This is a genomic window from Oscillibacter sp. CU971, from assembly GCF_905219725.1.
GTDB lineage: Bacteria > Bacillota > Clostridia > Oscillospirales > Oscillospiraceae > Oscillibacter.
Map to the genome: position 1 here is coordinate 1 of NZ_CAJMXG010000183.1, position 6021 is coordinate 6021.

10 protein-coding genes are annotated in these 6021 nt (G+C 60.2%); 8 read left to right on the top strand and 2 right to left on the bottom strand.

The features are described from left to right. The 8 genes from JX325_RS11740 to JX325_RS11775 form a co-directional block, all read left to right on the top strand. Window positions 1-505: hypothetical protein (locus JX325_RS11740; RefSeq protein ID WP_243414062.1), on the top strand; the 505-nt coding region annotated here is incomplete at its 5' end. A gap of 398 nt (window positions 506-903) precedes the next feature. Beyond that, window positions 904-2037 (top strand): reverse transcriptase domain-containing protein, encoded by a 1134-nt coding sequence (locus JX325_RS11745; RefSeq protein ID WP_243414063.1) that lies wholly within the window; start codon window positions 904-906, stop codon window positions 2035-2037. Further along, window positions 2030-2653, top strand: coding sequence for a carbohydrate-binding protein (locus JX325_RS11750; protein WP_204791302.1), 624 nt, complete (start codon window positions 2030-2032; stop codon window positions 2651-2653). The genes JX325_RS11745 and JX325_RS11750 overlap by 8 nt, the downstream gene beginning before the upstream one ends. Before the next feature lie 3 nt (window positions 2654-2656). Then, on the top strand, window positions 2657-3079 hold the full coding sequence (locus tag JX325_RS11755) for an isoaspartyl peptidase (protein WP_204791303.1): 423 nt from the start codon (window positions 2657-2659) through the stop codon (window positions 3077-3079). After that, the gene (locus JX325_RS11760; protein WP_204791304.1) at window positions 3076-3258 is read left to right on the top strand and encodes a hypothetical protein; all 183 of its coding nucleotides are present in this window, start codon (window positions 3076-3078) and stop codon (window positions 3256-3258) included. The genes JX325_RS11755 and JX325_RS11760 overlap by 4 nt, the downstream gene beginning before the upstream one ends. A gap of 3 nt (window positions 3259-3261) precedes the next feature. Further along, window positions 3262-3597, top strand: coding sequence for a hypothetical protein (locus JX325_RS11765; RefSeq protein ID WP_204791305.1), 336 nt, complete (start codon window positions 3262-3264; stop codon window positions 3595-3597). A gap of 426 nt (window positions 3598-4023) precedes the next feature. Further along, window positions 4024-5025 carry a LysM peptidoglycan-binding domain-containing protein gene (locus JX325_RS11770; RefSeq protein WP_204791306.1) on the top strand — a complete coding sequence of 334 codons (1002 nt, stop codon included), beginning with the start codon at window positions 4024-4026 and terminating at the stop codon, window positions 5023-5025. A 21-nt stretch (window positions 5026-5046) separates the two neighbouring features. After that, window positions 5047-5382, top strand: coding sequence for a hypothetical protein (locus JX325_RS11775; protein ID WP_204791307.1), 336 nt, complete (start codon window positions 5047-5049; stop codon window positions 5380-5382). Window positions 5383-5420: 38 nt separating this feature from the next. On the opposite strand, the gene JX325_RS11780 is transcribed toward JX325_RS11775, so the two are convergent. Both JX325_RS11780 and JX325_RS18475 read right to left on the bottom strand, forming a co-directional pair. Next, on the bottom strand, window positions 5421-5645 hold the full coding sequence (locus tag JX325_RS11780; protein WP_204791308.1) for a hypothetical protein: 225 nt from the start codon (window positions 5643-5645) through the stop codon (window positions 5421-5423). A gap of 188 nt (window positions 5646-5833) precedes the next feature. Beyond that, window positions 5834-5968, bottom strand: coding sequence for a hypothetical protein (locus tag JX325_RS18475; RefSeq protein ID WP_279380534.1), 135 nt, complete (start codon window positions 5966-5968; stop codon window positions 5834-5836). Between the last annotated feature and the right edge of the window lie 53 nt (window positions 5969-6021).

Genomic DNA, 6021 nt, shown 5'->3' on the forward strand with positions numbered 1-6021 from the left:
CAGAGGCCCAAAGGAGGAGAAAACCGTGTCCGTCCTGAAAAATAAGCGAACCACCAGCAAAGCGGAATTTGTGAATACGGCCAATGAGATTTACACGGAAACGATAAATTTTTTAAGCCGTCTTTCCGCGAGGTATTCCCGCCTGCTGGCGGAGCCAACCATAAAAATGGCGGCGGAATTGGTGAGCTACACCGAAAAGGCGCAGAGTTATTTTACATCTAACGACATACGCCTGGACCTGCGGGAAAGGGACCTTTTGCAAGCGCGGGGCGCTTTAATGGCCCTGGACGTGCAGCTGTGCCATTGTTACATGGTTATGATGAAGAACCCGCAGGGGTGCTTTACGGACGCCAAAGGAAACAAGGTCCCCAAAAGGGAGGCGGAGGAGCGCCTGGAAACCATGGCCCAAATCCTGGGGGAACTGATCGACACGGAGGACGACCTGATAAAAGGGACCATGCAAAGCGACGCGGAACTGCGGCGGAGGAGAAGAAAAAATAAGTAGCTTGTCATGGGTGTATTTCTGAAAACGTGCCGTGTGGCAGGGCGGCCATTGACGGGACTGCTGCCAATCACTGGTGCCGTTCCGTCTACGTTGGCAACACGAACAATTTCTGCCTTGTCAACACCAACGGCAGCGCCAACAACAACAACGCGAACAATTCCTGGGGCGCGGCGCCCGGATTTTATACCATGGGTCAAATGCAGTAACCAATGAGGTGAACCGGACCCGTATAAAAGGAGAAATACTGCCCTGGCGAAAGCCTAAAACTGCCCCTGGCGGCCTTGCACGGACGCTGCTTGCATGGCGGGGGATTGTGCTTTACCCCGTTTCATGTGCCGGGTCAAAGTAGTTTAGACGCACACCTACAAGACAACTATCTGGGGAGCGAATAAAAATATATGACAAGCGAGGAGCGCCGGGAGGCGCGATACCAACGCCGGAAAGCGGCCCGGCAGGCCAGGAAACAGGCCAGAAATGACAGCCTGGGCACACTGGCGGAGGTTTTCAGTTTTCGGGATATGTTCCGGTATGGGCTGAAATGCTGCAACGGTGTGAGGTGGAAACAGTCCACCCAAAACTTTGAGCGCCACCTGTTTTCGGGCACCGCCCGCCGGCGGCGGGAAATTCTTTCCGGCCAATGGAAACCGGGGAAATATGTCCACTTTACCCTGCGGGAGCGCGGCAAGGTCCGCCCCATTGACGCGCCGCACATCAATGACCGCCAGATCCACAAAACCCTTTGCAATAATGTCCTGATCCCGCTGTACGGTCCCAGCATGATCTATGCAAACGGGGNCAGCCAAAGGGGAAAGGGTCTGCATTTCCATTACAAGCTGCTGGAGGACCAGCTGCGGGAACAGTTCCGAAAGAACGGGCGGGAGGGAGCCGTGTTCTTGATGGATTTTCACCACTTTTTCCCGTCCGCGCCCCATGCCCTGATCTACCAGCGCCACCAGGACCTGATCCTGAACGAACAGATCCGGGCCATAGCGGACACCGTGGTGGCGTCTGTTCCGGGCGGCGTGGGTATGCCCCTGGGCGTGGAGCCGTCCCAGCAGGAAATGGTGGCCCTGCCCTCCAGCCTGGACAACTGGCTGAAATGTCAAAAGTCCATTCACGGCGCGGGGCATTACATGGACGACTATGCCACGGTGCTGGACAGCATAGACCAGGCGGAGGAGATCATGGAGGAAACGATCCGCCGGGCGGAGGCCATGGGCCTACAGGTCAACCGGAACAAATGCCATATTGTGCCGCTGACAAAGCCGTTTCGTTTTTGCAAATGCAAGTTTTACCTGACCGAAACCGGGCGGGTGATCACGCACGGATCCAGGGACGGAATGAAAGCGGCCCGGCGGAAAATCCACCTTTACAAGCGGAAAGTGGACGCCGGGGAAATGACCGTCCAGCAGGCGGAGGACCAGCTGCAGGGGCATATCGCCTATTATGAAAATTTCGACGACCACGGGCGGGTCAAACACCTGCGCCGGATCATTCATGCAACATTCAGAGGAGGAGAAAGCCGTGTATAAGATCATCAAGGACGGGGAAACCGTGGCCATGACCGAGGCCCCCAGCTATGTCCGCCGGGCTGAAAATGGGTGCTTTACCTTGTGCCAGGAGGCGGAGGCGGCTGGGATCGTCCACGGCGGCCAGGTTTTCCACCTGCTGGGCCGCCCGGACATGGAGGGTGCAGCGGCCACCGTCATGCTGGAGGAAACAGACGCGGGCAGCGAGATCACCAGGGCGGCGGAAACCGGCGGGATCATGTTTGTTACGCTGGCGGAGGCCGGGAGCATTGACGCCACCACGGCGGCGGAACACGCGGACCTTTTCGCCCCCTGGGCGGTGCCGGTGGCCTATAAGGCCGGGAATATTCGCCGGTATACGGACGGCCAGCTGTACCAATGCCTACAGGATCACACTTCACAAGCGGACTGGACCCCGGACGCCTCCCCCAGCCTGTGGAAACGGGTGGCGGACCCGGCGGAGGAGTGGCCGGAGTGGTCCCAGCCGGTGGGCGCACATGACGCCTACAACGCCGGGGACAAGGTGAGCCACGGCGGGAAACACTGGATCAGCGACCAGGACGGAAACGTGTGGGAGCCGGGCGTGTACGGCTGGACGGAAGTGGTGGCGGAGGTGTAGGCCATGGAGCGGGTGCAATACATAGCGGCCCGGCGGGCGCGGTTTAATGCCATCTGCGGCCAGGTAAATATCCCCTATGGCACCACCGTGGAGGCCGTGGACGGTTTCCTGGAGCGGGACGGCCTGCGCCTGTGCGCCGCCACCAGCGAAAGCGCCCATAAATATTTCGCCAGGGACAGCGACGGCCACGGGCTGGAGCGCGGCAAACTGACCGCCGCCATTATTGCCGCTGTGTCCAAGCGGGACAAGGGCCACGGGGAGCGGTGGGCAAAGCTGTGGGCGGATCCCATGGCCTGCCGGTACAGGCGGGCGGATCACGCGGATTTTTGGGTGTGGTCCCATGACTTTTTCGAGGCCAACGTGGAGGACCTGCGGCATATTGCCGCACTGATCGGCGTGGGCGCAAAGGGGGCGCGGCGGCGGTGAACCAGGTGGAAGTGATCGCGGCCCTGTGCGCCATCATCGACCAGCAGAATTTGATCATACAGGACCAGGCCACACAGCTGGCCCAGTATGACGCCCTGACCCACGCGGGGGAGATCGCCGCCCTGCGGCAAAAATACGCGGAGGCCACCGGCGCCCCCGTTGAAAAATTGGAGGTGTGAGGCATGAATGAGCAGGAAATGGCGGTAAAGCTGGCGGAGGTGGACGCCCGGAGCAAATCCAACACCCACCGGCTGGATGAAATGGACGAAAAGGTGGACACCCTGAACCGGCTGGCCACCGCCGTGGAGGTCATGGCCACGGAGCAGCGGCACCAGACCGAAACCATGGCGGAGATCAAAACCGACGTGACCGCCCTGGGGACAAAGGTGGACGCCATCGAAAAGAAGCCGGGCAAGCGGTGGGACGGCATGGTGGACAAGTTCCTTTATGGCCTGGTGGGGGCGCTGGCCACCGCGCTGGCCGGCGGCCTGTTCTACCTGCTAACGGTAGCAGCATGACCGGCACCGTGGTGGTGGCCGCGCTGGCCATGGCTGTGGGGACCGCCCTGGGCGTTCTGGTGGGCCGGATTGTGGGGCCGCGCCTGTACCGTCCCAGCCGCCTCCAGCCGGACGGTGGCGGGGACAAGGGGAAAATGGGAACCATGGACAAGGTGCTGATCCTGGAGGCGGTGATCCTTGTGTCCTATACAGTGGCAGACCTGGCCGTGTTCTGGCACACAGGATCGGAGCCGTCCACCCTGACCGCCTGCGTGTTCGGCGTCTGCGGGTTTGAAAACGGCGTCATGGGCTGGATCAAGACCANCAAGGACAAGGCGGCGGNGGCCGCAAAAACGAGCGGGGGCGGCCACCAGGCCGCGCCCATGGACCCGCCCACCGAGCGGGAGGAACCCCCGAACGTGGGCCTATAAGGGAGGCAGCATACAAATGACAGAGAACCAACTGCGCCAGAAAGTGGCGGACACCATCAACGCATGGGTGGGGGCCACCAAGGGCAGCGCCAAGCACCTGGACATTTTGGAGGTATACAACAATTACCGCCCCCTGGCGCGGGGGTACAAGGTCCAGGTGAAAGACGCCTATTGTGCCACCACGGTGAGCGCGGCCTATATCCGGGCCGGGATCGCAAAGTACACCGGGACCGAGTGCGGCGTGGAGAAATACACCCTTGTGGCCAAAAAGCTGGGCATTTGGGTGGAGAACGACGCCCACACGCCCAAGATCGGGGACGCCTGCGTGTATGACTGGCAGGACAACGGCGTGGGCGATTGCACCGGGGCCGGGGACCACATCGGGATCGTGACCAAGGTTTCCGCCGGGTCCTTTGTGGTCACAGAGGGCAACATGAGCGGCGGCAAGGTGGGCAAGCGGACCATGGCCATCAATGGCCGGTATATTCGCGGGTTTATCTGCCCTGACTTTGCGGCAATCGCCAAGAAAATGGGCGGAACCACAACCGGCACCACGCCGGGCACCACGGGGGCCTCCAGCGCAGTCCAGGGCACCGCCCACACCGTTGTGGCGGGTGATACACTGGGCAAGATCGCGGCCCGCTATGGCACCACTGTGNTCGCCCTGGCGGCTATCAACGGGATCAAAAACAAGAACCTGATCCGGGTGGGGCAGGTGATCTATTTGACCGAGGCGGCGGCAGCTGTGGCAAAGCTGGCCCGGCTGGGCGNGATCAACTCCCCGGACTACTGGCAGCAGGCCGCCGCGTCCGGCAAGGTCAAGTATTTGGACCGCCTGCTGGTCAAGGCGGCGGAGAAGATCACCAAGGCCGGGCCGCGCTCCAGCACCGTGGCCAACGCCGTGGGCACCCTGGTGGCCGCTGGCGTGATCGACACGCCGGACTATTGGCTGGCCAATTACAGCACATTCCCCNGCCTGGACGCGCTGCTGTGCGCCCTGGGCGGGGCTGTGAAATAAAAATTTAGGGAGGACATAACCATGGAAACCATTCTGCAGTACATTCCCGCCGTTCTTTCGGCCATCCTGCTGGCGGTGCTGATCCTTATGGTGATCACCAACATCATTGTGGAGGTGGTCAAGAAACTGACCTGGGACAAGGTGCCCACCAACCTGCTGGCCTTTATCGTGGCCATGGCCGTGACCCTGCTGGCGTTTTTCGCCGTGTGCCGGATCCTGGCCGTCCCCATTGTCTGGTACATGGTGGCCGCCGCCATCGGCCTGGGCTTTTTCGTGGCCTTTGCGGCCATGTTTGGGTGGGATAAATTCCGGCAAATGCTGGAGCAGATCACCCGTCTGGAGAACCGGAAAGAGTAAAGCGAGGACCCCCGGCACGGTGCCGGGGGTCCTTTGTATCAGGCCAGGACATAGCGGCGGAGGTCCTGATCTTCCGGGCTGTCCTGGTCCAGCCATGCGTCGAACCCGTCCGGGTTTCGCCGCTCTATTTCGTCCATCAACCACCCGCGCACGGTGGGAACCTGCGGGCCGTTCATTTTGTCGGTGAGTTCCCATAAATCAAGCAGCTTTTCCAGGCTGGAGTTTTTCAGCGTTTCCCGCGCCATCAATTCCGGCGTTTTCACTTTTGACCCCTCCTATTATTGAGATACCGACGGACCGCCCGGATCCCGTATTTGACCGGGACGAACACGGCCACGAAAATGGCCAGGGAAATTAAAAATTTCATTCTTGCGCCCTCCTATTGACAATGAATGTTGATTGTTTTATAATGAGGGTGTGGGGTTTCGGGACCCCACACCCCCCTGGCCTTTTACCAGTTCAGCAATTTTTGAATTGCCAGAACCACCAGGCCGGAGATCACGCCCGCCAGAATGTTGTCCGCAAGACTTTCCATTCTTTTGGGCTGCGCCGTGGGCTTGCGCCTACGGCGCTTTTTATTGGCCATCTTAACCACCCCCTTTCCTCTTGAACTGTCTATATTATACATCTAACGGTAGA

What these genes read in the sequence shown, in the direction of transcription:
- JX325_RS11755 (WP_204791303.1), top strand. Translation starts at nt 2,657, where the DNA reads ATGGAGCGGGTGCAATACATAGCGGCCCGGCGGGCGCGGTTTAATGCC.
- JX325_RS11765 (WP_204791305.1), top strand. Translation starts at nt 3,262, where the DNA reads ATGAATGAGCAGGAAATGGCGGTAAAGCTGGCGGAGGTGGACGCCCGG.
- JX325_RS11775 (WP_204791307.1), top strand. Translation starts at nt 5,047, where the DNA reads ATGGAAACCATTCTGCAGTACATTCCCGCCGTTCTTTCGGCCATCCTG.
- JX325_RS18475 (WP_279380534.1), bottom strand. Translation starts at nt 5,968, where the DNA reads ATGGCCAATAAAAAGCGCCGTAGGCGCAAGCCCACGGCGCAGCCCAAA.